Below are 972 nucleotides of genomic sequence, written 5' to 3'. Positions count from 1 at the left end.
GTCCAGGAATCTTTGAGACGTGTACTGACTTCCCCGGTCGGAGTGAAAGACTGTCACACCTTTCTCAACCGGACACCGCTTTGCTGCCATGTCGATGGCCTCACACACCAGCGAGGTGCGCATATGATCAGCCATCGCATACCCCACGACTTTCTTCGTGCAGCAGTCCAGAACCGTAGCAAGATAAACGAACCCGGCCCACGTACTGATGTAGGTGATATCCCCGCACCACTTACGCCCAGGCTCGTCGGCAGTGAAGTCCCGCCTCATCAGGTCGGGGCGCTGATCGAGATCCTCGGCCGGCACGGTAGTTCGGACTTTCGCCCGCGGCTGCGCGGCCTCAAGGCCCAGGTCGTGCATGATGGAACGGATCGTGGCGCCATCTGCCCTCACGCCACGCCTCTCCAGGTAGGCCTGGATCCTTCGATACCCATAAGTGCCATCGGAGTCGGCAAAAGCATCCTTAATCATGATACTGAGCTCTTTTCTCCTCACCCTGGCGATGGACTCAGGTCGGTCGCGCCAGAAGTAGTAGCCGGACCGTGAGACACCGGACCACTGGCACATCGAGGCAATGGGGTAATGGCCTTCTTCGCGATTGATGAGCTCGTAGCGCTCGGTCACGGTCGTTCCTTCGCGAAGAAGGCGGCTGCTTTTTTCGCCGAGCTCGTTCTCCTGACGCAGCTCCCTGTTTTCCGCTCTCAGCTTCGCGATCTCGGCTGACTCGGAGGCCTTCTGGCGGTCCTGGTCGGTGGCATGATCTTTTCTGTATTTTGCGACCCAGTTACCTACCGTCTGGGCCACAAGATCGTACGAGGCCGCCACTGACGCTATCGTGCGGTCCTTCTCAATGACTTCACGCACGACCTGGGCCTAGCAGCTCCTCCGAGTATTTCGCTGCTGGCATGGAATCTATCCTATCAACTCACAGGAAGAAAAACTCCCCCTGTCCGAGAAACACCACGCACTCCA

General features: G+C 58.2%; 1 protein-coding gene. It reads right to left on the bottom strand.

Features of this window, described 5'->3' with window-relative positions; genetic code table 11:
- On the bottom strand, positions 1-864 hold an 864-nt coding region (locus tag HMPREF9056_RS11120; RefSeq protein WP_009405084.1), incomplete at its 3' end, for an IS3 family transposase.
- Between the last annotated feature and the right edge of the window lie 108 nt (positions 865-972).

The organism is Actinomyces sp. oral taxon 170 str. F0386, from assembly GCF_000195595.1.
Taxonomy (GTDB): domain Bacteria; phylum Actinomycetota; class Actinomycetes; order Actinomycetales; family Actinomycetaceae; genus Actinomyces.
Note: the sequence above shows the minus strand (reverse complement) of the source record. Positions and strands in the feature narration are given on the sequence as shown.